Source organism: Pseudomonas sp. UME65 (assembly GCF_014170225.1).
Lineage (GTDB): Bacteria > Pseudomonadota > Gammaproteobacteria > Pseudomonadales > Pseudomonadaceae > Aquipseudomonas > Aquipseudomonas protegens.
Genome location: NZ_LZZQ01000016.1, coordinates 875,134 through 895,840 on the forward strand (window position 1 = coordinate 875,134; position 20,707 = coordinate 895,840).

The following is a 20,707-nucleotide window of genomic DNA, read 5'->3' on the forward strand; positions in this document are numbered from 1 at the left end:
GGTTCTTCAGCACCACCCGCTTTCCCCTCGGAACACCAGGCATGAAAAAGCCGCACCCGAGGGTGCGGCTGAGTACTCATGCAACGGGATCAGTGGGCGAACAGCGAGTTACCCTTCTGCCCCGCCAGCTTCTCCGGCTTGATCAGGAACCGCGCCAGGGCCGGCAGCAGCCACAGGGCACCGAACATGTTCCACAGCAGCATGAAGGTCAGCATCAGGCCCATGTCGGCCTGGAACTTGATGGCTGAGAAGATCCAGGTGCACACGCCGATGGCCAGGCACAGGCCGGTGAACAGCACGGCCTTGCCGGTGGAGCGCAGGGTCTGGTAGTAGGCCTCCTGCAGCGGCAGGCCGGCCCGCAGGAAGCTCTCCAGGCGGCTGTAGATATAGATGCCGTAGTCCACGCCGATGCCCACCCCCAGCGCCACCACCGGCAGGGTCGCCACCTTGACCCCGATGCCCATGAAGGCCATCAGCGCGTTGCCCAGCACCGACGTCAGCACCAGTGGCAGGACGATGCACAGGGTCGCCGCCCAGGAGCGGAAGGTGATCATGCACATGCCGGCCACGCAGATGTAGACCAGGATCAGGATGGTCAGCTCGGACTCCTTGATCACCTCGTTGGTCGCGGCCTCGATCCCGGCGTTGCCGGCAGCGAGAATGAACTCCAGGCCGTCCTTGTTGTGCTGCGTGGCGAACTCCTGCACCGCATGCACCGCGCGATCCAGGGTCGCGGCCTTGTGGTCGTTGAGGAACACCAGCACTGGCGCCAGGGAGCAGTTGTTGTTGTACAGGCCGTCGGCCCGGGCAATGGAGTTGTTCAGTACGTCAGGGTTGCGCGACAGGGTTTCCCACTTCAGGTTGCCCTCGTTCATGCCCTTGATCATCTGCTTGGAGACGGTCACCAGGGAAATCGCCGACTGCACGCCCTCGGTGTTCTGCATCTTCCACATCAACTCGTCGATGGGCGCCATGGCCTCATAGCGCGAGCAGCCTTCGGCCGCGGTCTTGACCATCACCACCAGCACGTCGGAACTGGTGGAGTAGTTGCTGATGATGAAGTTGTTGTCCTTGTTGTAGCGCGAATCGGGACGCAACTCCGGGGCGCCCTGGTCGAGGTCGCCGATCTTCAGGTTCTGGCTGTACCAGAGGCCGCCGGCAAAGGCCACCAGGGCCAGGGCGATGGAAATCGGCGCGACTTTGGGGCTGGCGAAATTGGACAGCAGGCGCCAGAACGGATGCTCGCGGGAAGCGTCCTTCTTGCTGCGCTCGATGGCGCGCTTGCTGATGCCGACGTAGGAAATCGCCACCGGCAGCAGGATCAGGTTGGTGAACACGATCACCGCCACACCGATGGAGGCACCGATGGCCAGCTCGCGGATCACCCCGATATCGATGATCAGCAAGGTGATGAAGCCCACGGCGTCGGCGAGGATCGCGATCATCCCCGGCAGGAACAGCTGGCGGAAGGTGCGCCGCGCCGCGGTCAGGGCATTGTCGGCATCACTGGACTGCAAGGCGATGCCGTTGATCTTCTGCACCCCGTGGGAAATGCCGATGGCGAAGATCAGGAACGGCACCAGCATTGAATACGGGTCCAGGCCGAAGCCGAAGGCGTGCATCAGGCCCAGTTGCCAGACCACCGCCACCAGGGTGGTGATCAACACCGCGATGGTGCTGCGGATGCACCAGGTGAACCAGTACAGCAGCACCAGGGTGATGATGAAGGCCACGCCGAAGAACATCACCACCATGATCAGGCCGTCGATCAGGTCGCCGACCTTCTTGGCGAAGCCGACGATGTGGATCTTCACATTGGGGTTCTGCGCCTCGAACTTGTCGCGGATCTTCTCTTCCAGCTGGTGGGAGAATTTCTGGTAGTCCAGGGCCAGCAGCTTGCCCTGGTCCTGCGGGTCCGGGTAGGACTCCAGCAGTGGGATATCGACGATGCTGGACTTGAAGTCGTTGGCCACCAGGCGCCCGACCTGGCCGGACTTGAGCACGTTGTTGCGCAGCTGTTCGAGGCTGTCGGCCGAACCGTTGTAGCTCTGGGGAATCACCTCGCCGCCGGCGAAGCCCTCTTCGGTCACTTCGGTCCAGCGCACGCTGGGGCTCCACAGCGACTTGAGCCCGGAGCGATCGACGCCGGAGATGTAGAACACCTCGTCGTTGATCTGCCGCAGGGTTTCCATGTAGTCCTTGGTGAAGATGTCGCCGTCGCGGGCCTCCACCGAGATGCGCACGGTGTTGCCCAGGTTCGCCAGGTCGTTGCGGTGCTCCATCATCCGCTCGATGAACGGGTGCTTGAGCGGGATCATCTTCTCGAAGCTGGTGGACGGCCGGATCAGGGTCGCCTGCCAGAACAGGAAAGCGCTGACCAGCAAGCAGATGAAGATCACTGCCGGGCGGTTATTGAAAATCAGGCGCTCAAGAAAGTTCGCCTTGTCCTGGTGATGACTGCTCATGGAATTCCCCACCTTCTTATTATGTGCCCGGCTTATTGGCCGAGTTCAGCGCCCGTTGCTGCAGAAACCCGTACACCGCCCTGCCCGGCCAGGATCAGGTCGCCGTTGCCGGCAGCGGTGACCGCCGACAGCGAGATGCGGTCCGCACGGTTGAATACGCTGAAGGTCTGGCCGTGGTCGGTGCTGCGGATCACGCTGCCGCCGTTGCCGACGATCACCAGCGAGCCATCGTCCAGCAGGGTCGCCCCCGACAGGCCGAACTCCAGGGCGCCACGGGCGGCGTTCAACTCCACCTGTTCCCAGGTGCTGCCAAAATCCGTGGAGCGGTAGAGATTGCCGCGCAGGCCATAGACCAGCAGAGTGGCCGGCTGGCCGGTGCCGATCACGCCGAACAACGAGCCTTCATAGGGGCCTTCGAGGCGCTCCCAGGTCTGCCCGTCATCGGCGGAGCGGAACATGCTGCCCTGCTCGCCGACAATGAACAGCCCGGAATCCTTGACCTGGGCAATGGCGTTGAGGTGGAACTGGTCCTCGTTGTCCAGACGGTCGCTGACGTCCTCCCAATGCTGGCCACCATCGCTGGTTTCCAGCAGGGCCCCGTAGGCGCCCACGGCGTAGCCGGTCTGGGTGTCCTTGAACCATACATCGAGCAAGGGTGCCTCGCGCTTGAGGTCCTGGAACTGCCGGGTCCAGGTGGCACCGCCGTCACTGCTGGCCAGGACCTGGGCATCGTGGCCCACCGCCCAGCCGCGCTTATCATCGACGAAGTACACCGCCGTCAGCAGTTGCCGGGTCGGCACCTTGGCCTGGACCCAGGTCTGGCCCTGGTCGTCGGAATAGAGAATGTGCCCGCGATCGCCCACCGCCACCAGGCGCTTGCCGGCGTGGACCACATCGAGCATCAGGCTTTTCGCCGCCTTGGGCGATTCGATGGAATAGACAGAATCCGCTGCAGTGGCAGCGGCCAGGACTGGCGTCGACAGCGTCACGACGCCCAACAGCGAGAGCGCTGTAGCCAACAGTGCGAACGTGCGCAGCGCCGGCGGGCGGCCAACAACCACACCCATGACAGGCTCACTCATAGACCATTCCCCCATTATTATTGTCAGGTCATTCAACCTCTCAGGGCGCCTTGAGGGGGCTGCGCAGGCCTGGGCGATCATGACGATCGTCCTGGAAACTGCAATCTAGAGCCCCTTCGGCTGCGGGCTATCCTATCGGGCTTTGGAAAGGTCTGACAATCGACGCCACGTTATCTTTTGTTAACCATCAGCCCCTGCCGAAACCCTGCATGATCGGCCATTCGCAAGACTGATGGATGTGTCTAGGCCGCGTCTGCGCGACAGTGGGACAAAGCCTGATCCAGGACAGGGGCCGACACTCCCCGGCCGGGGCTATGATGAGCCGGACAGACTTCAGGACAGAGCCATGATTGCCATACGCGAGGCGTGGAAAGCCGGATTGCTGGGACGTGCACACTGGGGCCGCAACCTGGTGTCCGGGGTGATTGTCGCAGTGGTGGCGCTGCCCCTGGCCATGGCCTTCGCCATCGCCTCCGGGGTCAAGCCCGAACAGGGTATCTACACCGCCATCGTCGGCGGCCTGCTGGTGTCGCTGTTCGGCGGCAGCCGGGTGCAGATCGCCGGGCCCACCGGGGCCTTTATCGTGATCCTTGCCGGGGTCACCGCCCAATACGGGGTCGGCGGCCTGCAACTGGCGACCCTGATGGCCGGGTTGATCCTGTTCCTGCTGGGCATCAGCCGCCTGGGCGCCCTGATCAAGTTCATCCCGGACCCGGTGATCCTGGGCTTCACCGCCGGTATCGGGGTAATCATCTGGGTCAGCCAGTGGAAGGATTTCTTCGGCCTGCCCGCGGTCAGCGGCGAGCACTTTCATCAGAAACTCTGGCACCTGCTGCAAGCCCTGCCCCAACTGCACCTGACCACCACCCTGCTGGCCCTGCTGAGCCTGGCGCTGCTGCTATGGGTGCCGCGCATCCCCCAGCTCAAGCGTTTGCCGGCCCCCCTGCTGGCCATGACCCTGGCCACGGCCTTGCAGTCGCTGTTCCAGTTCCAGGGCGTGGCCATCATTGGCAGTGCCTTCGGTGGCATTCCCCAGGGCTTGCCGGCGTTGCAGTTTCCAGAGGTCAGCCTGCCGCAGGTCCTGGACCTGATCGGCCCGGCCTTCGCCATCGCCATGCTCGGGGCCATCGAATCGCTGCTGTCGGCGGTGGTGGCCGATGGCATGGCTGGCACCCGCCATGACTCCAACCAGGAACTGATGGGCCAGGGCATCGCCAACCTGGTCACCCCGCTGTTCGGCGGTTTCGCCGCCACCGGCGCCATTGCCCGTACCGCCACCAATATCCGCAACGGCGGCAGCAGCCCGCTGGCGGGTATCGTCCATGCCCTGGTGCTGCTGCTGATCATCCTGTTCCTGGCGCCGCTGGCAGCGAACATTCCGCTGTGCGCCCTGGCGGCGATCCTGTTCGTGGTGGCCTACAACATGAGCGAGCTGCACCACTTCAAGCGCATGCTGCAACGGGCCCCCCGGGCCGATGTGGCGATCCTGCTGTGCACCTTTGTGCTGACCGTGTTCAGCGACCTGGTGATCGCGGTGAACATCGGCGTGGTCCTGGCCATGCTGCATTTTCTGCGGCGCATGGCCTCCTCGGTGGAGGTGCAACAAGTGGTGGAACAGGATCTGCAGCAGGAACTGCACCACAGTGGCCAGCAGCACCTGCCACCGGGCGTGCTGATCTACACCATCGAAGGGCCGTTGTTCTTTGGCGCCGCGGAGACCTTCGAACGGGCCCTGGCCCAGACCCACAGCGACCCGCAGGTACTGATCATCCGCCTCAAGCATGTGCCGTTCATGGACATCACCGGGCTGCAGACCCTGGAAGAAGTGATAGGCCAGCTGCACAAGCGCGCGATTGTGGTGAAGCTGTGCGAAGCCAACCTCAAGGTGCACGGCAAGCTGGAGCGGGTCGGCATCCTGCACGCCATCGGCGCGCAGAACTATCACCGCGACTTGAGCGAAGCGCTACAGAGCCAAATCCCCCCCGCCCCCACACCACCACCGCTCGCGTAGGAGCTGGCTTGCCAGCGAAGGCGATGCCGAGGGCGGTACAAGGCTTGAGGGCCTCTTCGCCGGCAAGCCGGCTCCTACGGGGGGATATGCGGTGGCTTGGGTCCGTAGGAGCTGGCTTGCCAGCGAAGGCGATGCCGGGGGCGATACAAGCCTCAGGCGAGGCTTTTGCTCACCACCTCGAACACATCGCTGGACAGCTCGCCGGAGGCGCGGATGCGCTCCAGTTCGCCTTTCATCAGTGCCTGGCGGGCACTGTCGTATTTGCGCCAGCGAGTCAGCGGCGCCAGTTGCCGCGAGGCAATCTGCGGGTTGAAGCCGTTGAGCTGGATCACCAGGTCCGCCAGGAAGCGATAGCCCGAACCATCGGCGGCGTGGAAGTTGATCAGGTTCTGCCCGGCAAACGCCCCCACCAGCGCCCGCACCTTGTTCGGGTTCTTGATGTTGAACGCCGGGTGCTGCATCAGTGCCTTGACCCGCTCCAGGCCACCGGGCAACGGGCTGCCGGCCTGCACGCTGAACCATTGGTCCATGACCAGGGCGTTGTCCTTGAAGTTCTCGGCGAATACTTCTAGGGCCTTGGCCTTCTCGGCCTCGAACGGCGAGTTGACCAGCACTGCCAGGGCGGTCAGGCGCTCGGTCATGTTGTCGGCGCTGTCGAACTGTTCGATGGCCGCAGCCAGTACCTCGGGCTTGTGGGTCAGCATCAGGTACGACAGGGCGATGTTCTGCAGCGCGCGACGGGCAAAATGCTCGGACTCGGCCACGTAGGCGGTGGCCTTGGACACCTGCCGATTGGCCTGATAGCGCTTCCACAGGGCATCGAACAGACTGTCAGCCAGTTGCTGACGGGCAAACTCGCGAGCCGCGTGGATCGCCTCGACATCCGCCACTTCGCTGATCTCGGTGAGGTAGGCCTCGCCCGGCAGGGACAGCATTTCGGCGACCATGGCCTGATCCAGGCTGTCATCGGCGAGCACAGTGCCCAGGGCAGCCACCAGACGTTCGTCCATCACCAGCGCCCGGCCCTGTTGGTGCTGGGCGATCAGTTCCTGCAACACCTGCACCGACAATTGCTGGCCGGCGTCCCAGCGGTTGAAACCGTCGCTGTCGTGCTGCATGAGGAACATCAGCTGGTCACGGTTGTAGGGGAAGCTCAGCTTCACCGGAGCCGAGAAACCCCGCAGCAGCGAGGGCAGCGGATGTTCGGCGATGTCGACGAAGGTAAAGGTCTGCTCGGCCTCGGTCACCGACAACACGCGGGACGAGCCCTGGGCGGCGGCTTCACCCGCCAGGCGCAAGGCCATGTCGGCACCGGTGCTATCGAGCAGGCCCAGGGCCACCGGAATCACGAACGGCAGTTTCTCGACCTTGTCCGGGGTTTGCGGGCAGCTCTGGCGGAAGGTCAGGCTGTAGGTTTTCGCCGCTGCGTCGTAGGACTCGCTGACCGCCAGCCGCGGCGTACCGGCCTGGCTGTACCAGCGCTTGAACTGGGTCAGATCGACGCCGTTGGCGTCTTCCATGGCCTTGACGAAGTCGTCGCAGGTCACGGCCTGGCCGTCATGGCGTTCGAAGTACAGGTCGCTGCCCTTACGGAAGCCTTCGGCACCGAGCAAGGTGTGGATCATGCCGACAACTTCCGAACCCTTTTCGTACACGGTCAGGGTGTAGAAGTTGGAGATCTCGATAAAGCTTTCCGGACGCACGGCGTGGGCCATGGGGCCGGCGTCTTCGGCGAACTGGTGGGTCCGCAGGTACGCCACGTCCTGGATGCGCTTGACCGTGGCCGAGTTCATGTCCGCGGAGAAACCGGCGTCGCGGAACACTGTGAAACCTTCCTTGAGCGACAGCTGGAACCAGTCGCGGCAGGTCACCCGGTTGCCCGACCAGTTATGGAAGTATTCGTGGGCAACGATGGCCTCGACCCGCTGGTGCGCGGCGTCGGTGGCGGTTTCGGCACGGGCCAGCACGGCGCTGGAGTTGAAGATATTCAGGCCCTTGTTTTCCATGGCGCCCATGTTGAAGTCGTTGACCGCGACGATCATGAAGATGTCCAGGTCGTACTCGCGGCCATAGGTCTCTTCGTCCCAGCGCATGGACTTCTTGAGGCTGTTCATCGCGTGCTGGCACTTGTCGATGTTTTCCGGCTCGACATAGATGCGCAGCGCCACGTCGCGACCGCTCTGGGTGCGGAAGCTGTCTTCCACGCACCACAGGTCTCCGGCCACCAGGGCGAACAGGTAGGCCGGTTTCATGAACGGGTCTTCCCAGGTCGCCCAGTGCCGGCCGTCTTCTCCCGGGCCGCTGGCGATCGGGTTGCCGTTGGACAGCAGCACCGGGTAGCTGTGCTGCTCGGCCACCACGGTGGTGGTGAACTTGCTCATCACGTCCGGGCGGTCGAGGTAATAGGTGATCTTGCGAAAGCCCTCGGCCTCGCACTGGGTGCAGAACATGCCACTGGACTTGTACAGGCCTTCCAGGGCGGTGTTGCTTTCCGGGTGGATGCGCACGCTGGTGTCCAGGGTGAAACTGGCGCTGGTCGGGTGCAGGGTCAGGTGGCTGTCGTCCAGCTGGTAGTCGCTGGCACTCAGGGCCTGATCGGACAGGCTCACCGACAGCAGTTCCAGTTGCTGGCCGTCCAGCACCAGGGGCGGCAGGCCGGCGCCCCGGGCCGGGTTGCGACGCATCACCAGCTGCGCATGGACCAGGCTGTGGTCCTCGAACAACTCGAAGGTCAGGTGGGTCTCGTCGATCAGGTACTCGGGGGCCTGATAGTCCTTCAGGTAGATCATCTTCGGTTGGTCGGTGCGCATGGCGAATTCCTTCTACTGATGCACGGCGAGCTGGTACGCCGTGTATTTGCGAATGTTGATCACGCCGGTGTCGAAGATCAGGTACTGACCCTTGATCCCCAGCAACGTGCCTTCGGCGATCGGATTCTTGTCCAGGTTGAAGCTGACGATCTTGGTCGGGTACTCCACGACCGGATAGCGGATTTCCAGAGGCTCGATGTCGGTCACCGGCTGGATCGCCTGCAAGCCGAAACGCTCCTGCAGGGCCAACAGGCCCTCGGCGCAGGCGGCGAACAGCTGCTCGCGCACTGCCACCAGGTCCACTGCCTGGGCATCACCCTTGAGCAAGGCGCGCCAGTTGGTCTTGTCGGCCACCTGGGAACGGAACAGGTCTTCGACGAAGCCCGATTGCTGGCGGGTCGCCACGCGCATGATCGGCAGCGCCTGGCTGGCGCCCTGGTCGAGCCAGCGGGTCGGCAGTTGGGTGGCGCGGGTGATGCCGACCTTGATCCCCGACGAGTTGGCCAGGTAGACCACGTGGTCGGTCATGCAGAACTGCTCGCCCCATGACGGATCGCGGCAAGTACCGGCGTCGTAGTGGCAGCGTTCCGGGCTCATGATGCAGATATCGCACTGGGCCAGCTTGGTCATGCACGGGTAGCAGTAGCCCTGGCTGAAGCTGGTCTTGGTCTTGCGTCCGCAATGGCTGCAATGGATCGCACCCAGGTATTCCAGGCGCACTGTGGTGCCGATCAAGGGGTTGACCGGTACCTCGCTGTCGCCCAGGCGAAAAGCGTATTCAACGTTCGACCCGTCAAGGCGCGCCGACATTTTACTGATGGAACCGCGGCCAATCTCGATCAATGGATGGCATCCGACTTGAACAGGATGTTCGGCACCGGCGCCGACTTCGAGGCGCATTCCTGCGGGCCCATGTAGCCGGTACGTTGATCCTCGGGCAGATTTTGCATTTCCCAGGCGATCATCGCCTGCAGGGACAGTTCACGCTGTTCGGCGGTGAGCTTGCGGCCATCGGACCATTTGCCGATCTCTACCGCCAGTTTCAGGCTCTGGTAGATCTCGGGGGTGATGTTTTCGATCATTTCAACAAAGGACGACATACAAGACTCCAGCGTTTAAAGGGCCCGTCGGCGGCTGTACAAGCCGCCCAACAGGCCGGTGAGGCATCCGATAAGCAACCCGCCAACGTGGGCGGCGTTGGCGATTTCACCGAAACCGATCATCGAGACCAGCCCGGACAGGCACAGCAGCAGCCACACCAGCATCATCACCAGCACGCCCCGGGGCAGGCGATAGATGGGGTTGGGGGCCAGCAATTGATAGATCCAGCAATGCCCGAGCAGACCGTAGAGCACCCCGGACAGGCCGCCGAACAGGGTCGGCCCGCTGAAGTAGTACTGCGCGTAATTCGACACCAGGCTGAACAGCAGGGTCAGGCCCAGCAGGTTGATGCCGCCCTGGCGCATTTCGATGCGCCGCCCCAGCTCCCAGTACCACATGCCGTTCATGGCGATATGCAGGAAGCCGAAGTGGATCAGCATCGGCGTCACCAGGCGCCACCACTGCCCCGCTGCCAGGCTGTCGGCCAGGGAGCTGAACTGGATGTAGTCGCCAACCACGCGGAACTCGAGGAAGGTGAACCAACTCAGGGTCTGCAGGTTGTCGCCGAGCAAGGTGATACCGCATACCGCCAGGCTCAAGAGCAGGATCAGCGCGGTGACCGGGCTGCTGCGCAGTTGCTGGACGAAGCCGGGGCGCGCCGGGGCACTGGCCTGGGGAATGTCCAGTTGCTGATCGGGGTCGCCCTGGGGAAAGCGCTGGTACAGGCCACGCACGTCCTCGCTGATGGATTCCGGCACCCAGAGCACCTGCTCCCCCGCCTCCTCGCTGACCCGGTGAGGCACCTGCATGCGTTGCAGCAGCTTGACGAAGCCGCTCAGGTCCGTCGCCAGGGGCAGGCGCAATACCGCTACCGCACTCATCGCACTACCTCGGGCCGTTCAACGTCGACCCAGACAAATTTATTCGGATCCAGGCGGGTTTCCTGGTCCAGCCGATACGCGGCGAGCTTGCCGTAGAGCACCGCGCTGTAGTCCAGGCACGCCAGGTTGGGACGGATCGGCGCCGGCTTGCCGCTGCGCCAGTAGTGCCCGACGAACAGCATCGGCTCCTCGGCGCCATAACGCAGCAGGCTGTTCTTCTCGGCCGGGGACAACGGCGTGCGGGCCACAGGCTCGGGCAAGGCGTCGGGCTGGAACACGATGTCGCCGTAGGTCTGCGGGTCGTCTTCCCAGAACTTGGTACGGAAGAAGGCGCGGGTCAGGCCGTCGCCGCTGGTCATGGTCAGGCCATGGGGCAGGCGCATGTCGGTGCCCCGCAGCAAACGGTCGAAGGCGGTACAGGCAAAGCTGTCGGGAACGGCCGCGGACTGCAGGAACTCGCGGTCGATGCAGCCGTTGGGGTACTGCTGGCGCAGCGGCGCGATCAGGCCCGCATCCCAGCAGGCGTGCACCACGCGAAAGCGCCCGGCGTCGACGAACAGCGGCAACTCATAGAACCACTGCAGGAAATCGTGCCAGTCACCCGGGTGCTGTTCGAACTGGGTCAGGGTCTCGTGGATCAGCCGGGCATGGCGCGGGGTGTGCTCGCGCACGAACTGCTTGCCGCTGCCTTCGGCCGCCGGAGTGCTCCAGCCCAGCGCATTGAACTCGTGGTTGCCCATGATGCACAGGGCCTGACCGGCCTCGACCATGTCGTGGACGATGTGCAGGGACTCACGGATACGCGGGCCGCGGTCGATGATATCGCCGAGGAACACCGCCATGCGCGACGGGTGCCGCCAGACGCCGGCCTGCTTGTGATAACCGAGCCGATCCAGCAAGTGCTCCAGGGTCAGGGCGCAACCGTGCACGTCACCGATCAGGTCGTAGCTACGCGCGGGATCGAGCATCAGTCGCCTCCACCGCCCAGCCGGCTGCCCCAGCCGAGTTTGGTCCGGCAGACCTCGTAGTAGTTGTGGTCCAGCGGGTGGATCAGGCGCAGTTTCTGCGCCTTCTTGCTGACCGTGATGGTGTCGCCCGGGGCACAGGTGAAATGGTTCTGCCCGTCACAGGAAACTTGCGGATAGATCTGCATATCTTTGGACACGACGATTTTCAGCTCGCTGTTGCCATCGACCACGATCGGTCTTCCCGACAAGGTATGGGGGTACATCGGCACAATCACAATGGCATCCAGCTTGGGATGCATGATCGGCCCGCCGGCGGACAGGGCGTAGGCCGTGGAACCGGTGGGTGTGGCGACGATCAGGCCGTCGGCCTTCTGGCTGCAGACGAACTGGCCGTCGATGTAGATCTCGAACTCGATCATCCGCGTCGACTTGCCCGGGTGCAGCACCACATCGTTCAGCGCATCGCCCTGGCCGATGGCCTCGGCATGGCGGCGCACCTCGGCCTGCAGCAGGAAGCGGTTCTCTACCAGGTAGTGGCCGTCCAGCACCTCGGCGACCTTGACCTCCAGCTCGTCGGGGCGGATGTCGGTGAGAAAGCCCAGGCTGCCGCGGTTGATCCCCAGCACCGGGATGTTGTGCCGCGCCAGGGCCCGGGCGGCGCCCAGCAGGCTGCCGTCGCCACCGACCACGATGACCATGTCGCAGACCTCGCCCAGCAACTTGCGCGAGGAAGTCTGCAGGCCGTGGCCGGGCAGCACTTCGGCGATGGTGTCCTCAAGGATCACGTGCAGGTGCCGCGCCAGCAGAAACTTTTTCAGTCGGCGAACTGTGTCCAGCACCTGGGAACTGCCCAGGCGACCGATAATGCCGATATTGCGAAATTGCTCCATGGGGCTCCTGCGGGGTTCGGGTACGGGCGAAACGGAGGATTATGGGCGAAACCCGGCGTTAGACAAAATCCTTTCAGCCACACGGGCTTAGCCAGCCCTGCCGCAACTGCGAGTGGCACGCATTTATCGCGATCGGCCCGGGTTTGCGTCTATGCTCGCAAGATGCTCCTGTTCCCTGATCTGCTCGGCCTTCCCCGCCAGTTGCGTCAACCTGAAGTCCGCGACCTCGCCTGGGTCATCCTCGCGCCGCCGATGCTCAGCCACACGCCCTGGCCACAGCGCCACCCGCTCGCCGGCAGCGACTGGGTCCAGGCGCCGCAACTGCTGGCCCACTGGCTGCGCTGCCAGGACCTGGACAGCCGCGCCCTGCGCCAGTGGCTGGCCGAGGGCCCGACCCGGCGCCTGGGCCTGTATTACGAACGCCTCTGGCAATTTGCCGTCCGCCACGCCCCCGGGGTCGAGCTGCTGGCGGCCAACCTGCCAATCCGCCGCGGCGGCCACACCCTGGGCGAACTGGACATGCTGCTGCGCGACCGTGACGGCGTGCACCACCTGGAACTGGCGATCAAGCTGTACCTGGGCCCCCAGGCCGGCAATGGCCAGGACAGCGCCCAATGGCTGGGCCCCGGCTGCCATGACCGCCTGGACCGCAAGCTGGCGCACCTGGATGGGCACCAACTGCCGATTTCCGCCCGGGACGAAAGCCGCGAAGCCCTGGCGGCACTGGATATCCACCAGTTCAGCGCGCACCTGTGGCTGGGGGGCTACCTGCTGTACCCCTGGCCGGGTCGCGCCGAACCGCCCCAGGGCGCCCACCCGCAACACCTGTGCGGGCGCTGGCTGCATCAGCGCGACTGGCCGGCATTTTTCGCCCAGAGCGCCCCGGGGCGCTGGCAGCCCCTGCCCCGCCACGCCTGGCTGGCGCCGGCCCACTACCCGGCCGAGCAGGCCTGGACCGCCACGCAACTGCAGCAATGGCTGGCGGAACTTGCCCCCCAGGCCCCGGCGCAGTTGCTGGTACGCCTGGAGCAAACCCCTGAAGGCGGCTGGGAAGAAGCCGAACGCCTGTTCCTGGTGGCCGATCTCTGGCCCCACGTCCCCCCGCAGCCCTCCTGACAATCTGCCGCAGGAGCGGACTTGCCGGCGAAGACGCCCCTATGCGGCAAGCCGGCGCCTACATCAGAGACAGGCGCAGCGCCAGGGCCGCCAGGGTCGCCAGCAACACCGGCAGCGTCAGCACGATGCCAACCCGGAAGTAGTACCCCCAGCCAATGTGAATACCCTTGCGCTCCAGTACATGCAGCCAGAGCAGGGTCGCCAGGCTGCCGATGGGGGTGATCTTCGGCCCCAGGTCGCTGCCGATGACGTTGGCGTAGATCATCGCTTCCTTGACCACCCCAGTGGCCTGGCTGGCATCGATGGACAAGGCGCCGATCAGCACCGTCGGCAGATTGTTCATCAGCGATGACAAGCCCGCCGTGAGCAACCCGGTGCCCAGGGCCGCGCCCCAGATCCCGCCGCCGGCAAAGGCATCCAGCCAGCCGGCCAGGTACGCCGTGAGCCCGGCATTGCGCAGGCCGTACACCACCAGGTACATGCCCAGGGAAAAAATCACGATCTGCCAGGGCGCTTCCCTGAGCACCTTGCGCGTGGAGATCCGGTGCCCGCGGGCGGCAATCGCCAGCAGCAGCGCCGCGCACACCGCGGAAATAGCGCTGATGGGAATGCCCAGCGGCTCCAGGGCAAAACAGCCCAGCAGCAGGATCAGCAACACCCACCAGCCGGCCATGAAGGTCGCCCGGTCATGGATGGCGCTGGCGGGCTCGGCCAGTTGTCGGGGGTCGTAATCCAGCGGGATATCGCGGCGGAAGAACCACAGCAGCACCACCAGGGTGGCGGCCACGCTCACCAGGTTGACCGGCAGCATCACCAGCGCATAACGGTTGAAGCCAATCTTGAAGAAGTCCGCGGAGACGATGTTCACCAGGTTCGAAACCACCAGCGGCAGGCTCGCGGTGTCGGCAATGAACCCCGCGCCCATGACAAAGGCCAGGGTCGTGGCCGGTGAAAAGCGCAAGGCCAGGAGCATGGAATTGACGATGGGGGTCAGGATCAGCGCGGCGCCGTCATTGGCGAACAGCGCCGAGACCAGCGCCCCCAGCAATACCATGAAGGCAAACAGCCGCCTGCCCCGCCCTCGCCCCCAGCGCGCCACATGCAGCGCGGCCCAGGCAAAGAACCCGGCCTCGTCCAGCAGCAGGCTGATGATGATCAGCGCGACAAAGGTACCGGTGGCATTCCAGATGATCTGCCAGACCACCGGGATATCCGCCCATTGCACCACCCCGAACAACAGCGCCAGGGTTGCGCCGAACACGGCGCTCCAGCCAACGCCCAGGCCCTTGGGCTGCCAGATCACCAAGGTAATGGTCAGCAGGAAAATCGATACGGCAATCAACATGAGAGAGGGTCTTGAGTATGCAGGAGCCGGCTTGCCGGCGAAGGCGCCCCACGGGACTCAAGGGCCTCTTCGCCGGCAAGCCGGCTCCTGCGACAGCAGGGAATGGTGGGGAATCAGGCCTTGCGTTGCTGCTCGACCCACTGCCCGTAGGCGTTGATGAAGCCCTGCAGGAACGGCCGGGTTGCTTCGGACAGTTTGCCGGCCTCGTCGAATGCCGAGCCAGCGCCACCCAGGTAGGCCTCGGGCTGCTGCATGCAGGGCACATTGAGGAACACCAGGGACTGGCGCAGGTGGTGGTTGGCGCCAAAACCGCCAATGGCCCCCGGAGAAACGCTGATCACCGCCCCCGGCTTGCCGCTCCAGGCACTTTTACCGTAGGGCCGCGAGCCGACGTCGATGGCATTTTTCAGCGCCGCCGGTACCGAGCGGTTGTATTCCGGGGTAACGAACAGCACCGCGTCGGCGCCGCTGATCTGTTCGCGAAAACGGGTGTAGGCCACCGGTGGCGTGGCATCGATGTCTTCGTTGTAGAGCGGCAGGTCACCGATCTCGACGATGTCCAGCTGGAGGCTGGCAGGCGCCAGCTCGGCCAGGGCCAGGGCGACCTTGCGGTTCAGGGACTGTTTTCTCAGGCTGCCGACCAGTACTGCGACCTTGTAGACATTGCTCATGGGAGTTTCCAACCGTTGGCGTAAAGAAGGTGTTAGTTATAGATGACCCGAGGTGATATCTGCTACCCCACCCCGATAATTCCCAAGCCATGGCCTGTTGCCAGAGAGCCCGCGATAACGAGGCTGGCACCGGTAGCGGATTATTTTTTTCCCGGGGTAAAACTTCCCTTGGGGACACCGGGTCTACACCACCGAATTTGCGTGTTTTATCTCCAGAGGCTCTAAAGAATGGCAGCAGTACTTGTCGGACAATTCCATGCAAGAGATGCCGAGGGACGGGTGTACTCAGTGCACGAATTCCAGGAATCCATGCCCCCGGAGGACGGCGCGGCCGGATCGGAGCCCGTGACCACCTACCGCCTGGCCATCGGCGACCGGGTCAAGAAACTCGATGACAACCAGTTCCTGCTGGTGCAGTCGGATGTAACCATCGTGCGCGAACCCGAGACCTATGTAGCTCAGTGATTCTGCGCGAGCATCATCGCCAGCTGTTGTGTCGCCACACTTGGGTTAGGATTCGTTGCTTGACCCCTCGACGGCTGGAGATGGACTTCAAGCATGCGTTTACGTCATATCGAAGTGATTCAGGCGCTCCTGCAAACCGCTCATCTGGGCACTGCTGCCGAACTGCTGCAACTTTCGGTGGCCGAGGTCGAGGCCCTGCTGCGCGACGCCGAGAGCCAATTGGGCTTCATGCTGTTCGCCAGTGTACGCGGCCGTTTGCAGGCCACCCGTGAAGCCCGGGAGCTGCAGGGAGCCATCACCCGGGTGTATGACGCTTTCGAGCCGGTGCAGCGCCTGGCCGACAGCCTGAGGTTCCACCAGGCGCCACCGCTGCGCCTCGTCGGCACCCCGCCGCTGGTTCAGCAACTGCTACCCCAGTGCATCGCCGCCCTGCGCCGGCGCTTCGCCGACACCCCTTGCAGCCTGCTCGGCCAGAGCACCCGGGACATGGTCCACAGCCTGCTGCTGCGTGACTGCGATCTGGGCCTGAGCCTGCACGACCCGCAGCACCCGGACATCCACAGCCAGGCCCTGGCCCAGGGCAAGCTGTTTCTCCTGGCGCCCCACGGCTGGCTGCAACCCAAGCAGAAATACGTCGCCCTGCAGGATCTGGCCGGCCAGGCCATGGTCGGCCTGGAGGGCCAGGACCCGCTGAGCGTGATGCTTGCCAGCAAATTGCAGAACCTGCGCCCCAGCCCGGTGATCCAGACCCGGGTGCAGACCTATCAGATGATGCGCAGCCTGGTGGAAGCTGGCGAAGGTCTGGCCATCGTCGACCCCTTCACCGCCGTCGGCGCCCGCAGCGCCGGGCTCGATGTGTGCCCGCTGTCGCCCCCCATGAGCGTCACGCTGTACGCCTTGCGGCGCCACGGCAGCGACAGCTCGCCGCTGACCACTGCCCTGCTGGAGCTGCTCACGGAACAGGCCGAGGCCCTGCTGGCAGGTTAAAGCGCCGGCCCCTCCAGCTCATTGGCGAACAGCCGGTACCAGAAGATCGCCACCTCGGCGGTCTGCGGGTCGATACCGCGGTAACGCAGGTGGTCCACGCCCCCTACCACATAGCCGCATTGCTCGTAGAGACGGCAGGCCCCCAGGTTGTTGTTCTGGGTTTCCAGCATCATCCCCGGCAGTTTTTTCCTGCGGCTCCAGAACTGCGCCACATCCAGCAGCGCCCTGGCTACCCCGTGGCGCCGCGCCGGCGCATGCACCGCCAGCTCATCGATATGGGCGTAACCGTTCCAGTTGGTGCTGACCACCACATGGCCCACCGGCTGGTCGTCCAGATAGGCCATGAAGATCTCGCTGTCCGCGGCATTGCGGTAGCTGCTGAACTCCTCCGGGTCGATGCCATAGCATTTGCGATAGGGCACGATCCGTCGCAGGGCCCAGTCCGCCACCGGCACTTCTCGTTCGGCCACGGCATAGGCGCTGACCTCGAAGCTGAAGTCGCTGCCCCAGATATAAGCGGCAAAGCCCTCATCGGCGACTCGCACCGCCAGGCCCGGATAACGGGGATTCACAACAGGTTGCATGGCCGGGAAACTCCTCATGCCTTGATGCAATCGACGGTGTACTGGCGCCCGTCGCCCAGATCGTCATGCTGCAGCCCGTGCACATCGGCGACAAACCCCGGGAAGCTGCTGTCAAAGGCCCGGGCAAAGGCCAGGTAATCGATGATCGAACGGGTTGAATCGGTGAAACGCTCGCCCGGCATGATCAGCGGAATGCCCGGCGGATAGGGCACCAGCATCACCGCAGCGATACGCCCCTGCAACTGATCGATGGAAACCGCCTCGACCTCGCCCCGCACCAGATGGTCATAGGCATCGGCAGGCTTCATGGCCACCTCCGGCAGCACCGTGTACATGCGCTTGAGGTGCTTGGCCGTGGCGTTGCTGCGGTAGCAGGCGTGCAACTGGTCGCACAGGTCCTGCAGGCCCATGCCCTGGTAGCGCTGCGGGTCCTGCCCGGCCACGCTGGGCAGGCAGCTGGCCAGGCTGACATTGGCGTCGTAGTTGCGCTTGAACTCCAGCAGTTCGGTGAGCAGCGTGCTCCACTTGCCCTTGGTGATGCCCATGGAGAACAGCACCAGGAACGAATAGAGCCCGGTCTTTTCCACCACCAGCCCGCGCTCCCAGAGAAACTTGCTGACCACCGCCGCCGGGATCCCGTGCTCGCTCAGGGCGCCGCCCGCGGTCAGGCCGGGCATGACCAGGGTCACCTTGATCGGGTCCAGCAGCACATAGTCATCGGTGACCCCGGCAAAACCGTGCCACTCGCCCTCAGGTTCCAGCAGCCAGTCCTCGGTGCGCACCTGGTCGATGCCCTCGACCCGCTCCGGTTGCCACACCGAGAACCACCAGTCATCGGCGGCGATGTTCTGCCGCAGGTTGGCCAGGGCCCGGCGAAAGCTCAGGGCCTCGTCGAACATTTCCTGCAGCAGCGAGCGCCCTGCCGGCCCTTCCATCATCGCCGAAGCCACGTCCAGCGAGGCGATGATGCTGTACTGCGGCGAGGTGGAGATATGCATCATGAAGGCTTCGTTGAAGCGGTCGCGGTCCAGTTGCCGGGCGCCGCCATCCTGCACATGAATCATCGAGGCCTGGCTGAAGGCCGCCAGCAGCTTGTGGGTGGAATGGGTGGTGAACACCAGCGGGCTGTCGACGCTGCGGGACGTGCCCATGCCGTAGCGCCCGGCGAAAAACTCATGAAAGGCCGCATAGGCGTACCAGGCTTCGTCGAAGTGCAGCACCTCGACACTGTTGCCCAGGCTCTGCTTGATCAGCTCGGCGTTGTAGCACAGGCCGTCATAAGTGGAGTTGGTGACCACCGCCAGCTTGACCCTTGGCGGCCGACCGCGGGTCAGCGGGCTGGCATCGATCTTGGCCTGGATCGACTCGGCGCTGAACTCGCTCAGGGGAATCGGCCCGATGATCCCCAGTTCGTTGCGCTCCGGGCACAGGTACAGGGGAATGGCCCCGGTCATGATGATCGAGTGCAGCACCGACTTGTGGCAGTTGCGGTCCACCAGCACCAGGTCATCGCGACCGACCATGGAATGCCAGACGATCTTGTTGGCGGTGGAGGTGCCATTGATCACGAAAAAGGTGTGATCGGCGCCAAAGTTGCGCGCGGCACGGGCTTCGGCTTCCGCCAGCGGGCCGGTGTGATCCAGCAGCGACCCCAGCTCCGGGACCGACACCGACAGGTCAGAACGCAAGGTGTTCTCGCCAAAGAACTGGTGAAACGCCTGCCCCACCGGGCTCTTGCGATAGGCCACGCCACCGCCGTGCCCCGGGGTGTGCCAGGAATAGTTGGAGTCGGCGGTGTGCTGTACCAGGGCCTTGAAGAACGGTGGCAGCAAGCCATCCAGGTAGCCCCGCGCGGCCCGGGCCACTTGCCGGGCCAGGAACGGCACCGTGTCCTCGAACAGGTAGAGAATGCCCCGCAGCTGGTTGAGTTCGCTCATGGCGTCGGCGGGGGCGTTTTCCAGGGTCACCTGCTCGCCCAGGGCAAAGATCGGCAGCAGCGGCGCACGCACCCGCGCCAGGCGGATCAGTTCCACCATGTTCTGCAACAGGTGCTTGTTTTCCCCGGCCCCTTCGGCGGCGATCAACATGCAGGCCAGGCCGTGATGGGTCGAAGCCACCAGCCGCCCTTCGGCATAGTCCACCGCGGAAAAGATGCTGAACCCGTCCTTTTCCAGTTCCCGGGCGATCCCCCTGACCCGGTCCCCCGCGACCGTATCGGCCTTGATGTCGCGATGCACGATCAGGATCGGAAACTGCAGGTCTTTATACATGGGGCTCAGTGTCCTGAAACGGCGGGCAGGCCCCGCCAATCAACTCAGGGTAGAAGCTGCGCACGCTTCGTGTCACCCCAGGCATGGGCTGGGTGTAACAAAACGTCGCTCTGGAACAATTGCCGGTCCATTCCCAGCCACGCCTGTAGCCGCTGCTGGGCCCGCGAAGCTGCGAAAAGGAACGAAGGGCCTTGCCTGGCGATCTCCCGCCAGGCCCCTGCGGCCCTCAATATCGCGGCGCCTCCTACGGCGCCGTTCGCCGCCTGCGGCAGCGGCAGCGGCCACAGCAAAGGCTTACTGCTGGGTTTCGAGCAACTGGGTCCAGAGCGCCGGGGCACCGGCGGACTTGGCGATGATTTCCAGGCGCACCTGGTGCTCGGCCAGTTCGGCCTCGCTGGCCTGGATGATCCGCCCGCGCGGGCGATCGGCCGGCAAGCGGCGGATTTCCGAAGCCTGGCCGGCCCCCTCGCCAGAGCCGTTGCCGTCCGAGGCATTGCCCGCCAGGGACAGGCTGGTCTGGCCACCGGTCATGGTCAGGTAGACGTCGGCCAGGATCTCCGAGTCGAGCAAGGCGCCGTGCAGTTCACGGCCGGAGTTGTCGACGCCGTAGCGTTTGCACAGGGCGTCGAGGCTGTTGCGCTGCCCCGGGTGCCGCTCGCGGGCCATCATCAGGGTGTCGAGGATGGTGCAGTGCTGGGTGATGTCGGCCCGTTCGTGCTGGCCCATCAAGGCGAATTCGTTGTTGATGAAGCCAACGTCGAACGCCGCGTTGTGGATGATCAGCTGCGCGCCCTGGATGAAGTCGAAGAACTCGTCGGCGACTTCGGCGAAACGCGGCTTGCCCACCAGGAATTCGTTGGTGATGCCGTGGACGCCGATGGCGCCCTCATCGCTCTCGCGATCCGGTTGCAGGTAAACGTGGAAGTGCCGGCCGGTCAGGCGCCGACCGATCAACTCGACGCAACCGATTTCAATGATCCGGTGGCCGTCGGTCACCGGCATGCCGGTGGTTTCGGTATCGAGTACAACAGATCTGTTGGCCATCAGGGGTCAGCTCTCAA

Annotated in this window: 17 protein-coding genes; 4 read left to right on the forward strand and 13 right to left on the reverse strand. The window is 64.3% G+C overall.

Annotated features, from left to right (window positions below; translation table 11 throughout):
- Positions 1-89: 89 nt before the first annotated feature.
- Together A9971_RS29140 and A9971_RS29145 are read right to left on the reverse strand one after the other, a co-directional pair.
- Positions 90-2,465: an RND family transporter gene (locus A9971_RS29140; RefSeq protein ID WP_011061561.1), complete on the reverse strand. Its 2,376-nt coding sequence runs from the start codon at positions 2,463-2,465 to the stop codon at positions 90-92.
- 32 nt (positions 2,466-2,497) lie between these two features.
- Complete coding sequence (locus A9971_RS29145) at positions 2,498-3,547, reverse strand: YCF48-related protein (protein WP_011061562.1); 1,050 nt, start codon at positions 3,545-3,547, stop codon at positions 2,498-2,500.
- A gap of 346 nt (positions 3,548-3,893) precedes the next feature.
- Between A9971_RS29145 and A9971_RS29150 the strand changes: the two genes are divergently transcribed.
- On the forward strand, positions 3,894-5,558 hold the full coding sequence (locus A9971_RS29150) for a SulP family inorganic anion transporter (protein ID WP_183000340.1): 1,665 nt from the start codon (positions 3,894-3,896) through the stop codon (positions 5,556-5,558).
- A gap of 152 nt (positions 5,559-5,710) precedes the next feature.
- On the opposite strand, the gene pepN is transcribed toward A9971_RS29150, so the two are convergent.
- The 6 genes from pepN to A9971_RS29180 are packed head-to-tail and all read right to left on the reverse strand — an operon-like array spanning position 5,711 to position 12,208.
- Positions 5,711-8,368, reverse strand: coding sequence for an aminopeptidase N (pepN, locus tag A9971_RS29155; RefSeq protein ID WP_015635807.1), 2,658 nt, complete (start codon positions 8,366-8,368; stop codon positions 5,711-5,713).
- A gap of 12 nt (positions 8,369-8,380) precedes the next feature.
- The gene (locus A9971_RS29160; protein WP_019092921.1) at positions 8,381-9,211 is read right to left on the reverse strand and encodes a DUF2797 domain-containing protein; all 831 of its coding nucleotides are present in this window, start codon (positions 9,209-9,211) and stop codon (positions 8,381-8,383) included.
- The gene (locus A9971_RS29165) at positions 9,208-9,468 is read right to left on the reverse strand and encodes a YeaC family protein (protein WP_011061566.1); all 261 of its coding nucleotides are present in this window, start codon (positions 9,466-9,468) and stop codon (positions 9,208-9,210) included. The genes A9971_RS29160 and A9971_RS29165 overlap by 4 nt, the downstream gene beginning before the upstream one ends.
- A 15-nt stretch (positions 9,469-9,483) precedes the next feature.
- Positions 9,484-10,350 carry a rhomboid family intramembrane serine protease gene (locus A9971_RS29170; protein WP_041118467.1) on the reverse strand — a complete coding sequence of 289 codons (867 nt, stop codon included), beginning with the start codon at positions 10,348-10,350 and terminating at the stop codon, positions 9,484-9,486.
- Positions 10,347-11,321: a metallophosphoesterase gene (locus tag A9971_RS29175; RefSeq protein ID WP_169891843.1), complete on the reverse strand. Its 975-nt coding sequence runs from the start codon at positions 11,319-11,321 to the stop codon at positions 10,347-10,349. Before A9971_RS29175 ends, A9971_RS29170 begins: the two co-directional genes overlap by 4 nt.
- Positions 11,318-12,208, reverse strand: coding sequence for an NAD(+) kinase (locus tag A9971_RS29180; protein ID WP_007920913.1), 891 nt, complete (start codon positions 12,206-12,208; stop codon positions 11,318-11,320). Before A9971_RS29180 ends, A9971_RS29175 begins: the two co-directional genes overlap by 4 nt.
- 162 nt (positions 12,209-12,370) lie before the next feature.
- Between A9971_RS29180 and A9971_RS29185 the strand changes: the two genes are divergently transcribed.
- Positions 12,371-13,324 (forward strand): DUF1853 family protein, encoded by a 954-nt coding sequence (locus A9971_RS29185; protein ID WP_015635810.1) that lies wholly within the window; start codon positions 12,371-12,373, stop codon positions 13,322-13,324.
- Positions 13,325-13,382: 58 nt separating this feature from the next.
- Here A9971_RS29185 and A9971_RS29190 read toward each other — a convergent pair whose 3' ends face one another.
- Positions 13,383-14,669: an arsenic transporter gene (locus A9971_RS29190; RefSeq protein ID WP_183000341.1), complete on the reverse strand. Its 1,287-nt coding sequence runs from the start codon at positions 14,667-14,669 to the stop codon at positions 13,383-13,385.
- Between the two features lie 113 nt (positions 14,670-14,782).
- The gene (locus A9971_RS29195) at positions 14,783-15,340 is read right to left on the reverse strand and encodes an NADPH-dependent FMN reductase (RefSeq protein WP_053158806.1); all 558 of its coding nucleotides are present in this window, start codon (positions 15,338-15,340) and stop codon (positions 14,783-14,785) included.
- 228 nt (positions 15,341-15,568) lie between these two features.
- Here A9971_RS29195 and A9971_RS29200 point away from each other — a divergent pair, with 228 nt between their 5' ends.
- On the forward strand, positions 15,569-15,805 hold the full coding sequence (locus tag A9971_RS29200; RefSeq protein ID WP_011061572.1) for a hypothetical protein: 237 nt from the start codon (positions 15,569-15,571) through the stop codon (positions 15,803-15,805).
- Positions 15,806-15,898: 93 nt separating this feature from the next.
- Entirely contained in the window at positions 15,899-16,792 is an 894-nt protein-coding gene (locus A9971_RS29205; protein WP_125062366.1) for a LysR family transcriptional regulator, read from the forward strand.
- Here A9971_RS29205 and A9971_RS29210 read toward each other — a convergent pair.
- The 3 genes from A9971_RS29210 to dnaQ form a co-directional block, all read right to left on the reverse strand.
- Complete coding sequence (locus A9971_RS29210) at positions 16,789-17,376, reverse strand: GNAT family N-acetyltransferase (protein ID WP_015635812.1); 588 nt, start codon at positions 17,374-17,376, stop codon at positions 16,789-16,791. The genes A9971_RS29205 and A9971_RS29210 overlap by 4 nt on opposite strands.
- Before the next feature lie 14 nt (positions 17,377-17,390).
- Entirely contained in the window at positions 17,391-19,646 is a 2,256-nt protein-coding gene (locus A9971_RS29215) for an arginine/lysine/ornithine decarboxylase (protein WP_183000342.1), read from the reverse strand.
- 294 nt (positions 19,647-19,940) lie between these two features.
- Positions 19,941-20,690 carry a DNA polymerase III subunit epsilon gene (gene dnaQ, locus A9971_RS29220; RefSeq protein ID WP_015635815.1) on the reverse strand — a complete coding sequence of 250 codons (750 nt, stop codon included), beginning with the start codon at positions 20,688-20,690 and terminating at the stop codon, positions 19,941-19,943.
- Positions 20,691-20,707 lie beyond the last annotated feature (17 nt).